Consider the following 315-nt stretch of genomic DNA (forward strand, 5'->3'; position numbering starts at 1 on the left):
CATCGAGAAATCGTAATGACGGCGGCCGCCGTAGGGAACGCCGTAGACCAGCGTGCCGGCGGCCTTGATCTCATGGTCTTCCTGGGTCACGGCGCCAGGGCGTTGGGGGTGCGTGGTCATTCTTCCACCTTCTTGACTGCAAACATGGACAGGGTGCGGCGCGCCTCGTTGTCGACGGTGTACTGCTGGCCGACTTCGGAGGTGCAGCAGTTCAGATACGTCTCGCGCTTGCCGCCGGGCGATGCCGGATATACGGTGATGGTCGCGCCGAAGATCTCGCCCCATTTGATGTCGTCGTCGAGCGGGATGGGAACC

The 315-nt window shown here is 62.9% G+C and carries 1 protein-coding gene; it reads right to left on the bottom strand.

The features are described 5' to 3' along the window. Positions 1-116 precede the first annotated feature (116 nt). Positions 117-315, bottom strand: a 199-nt coding sequence (locus RCF13_RS09175) for a hypothetical protein (RefSeq protein WP_308141085.1), incomplete at its 5' end; no start/stop codon positions are given.

The organism is Stenotrophomonas maltophilia group sp. RNC7 (genome assembly GCF_030910085.1).
Classification (GTDB): domain Bacteria; phylum Pseudomonadota; class Gammaproteobacteria; order Xanthomonadales; family Xanthomonadaceae; genus Stenotrophomonas; species Stenotrophomonas sepilia.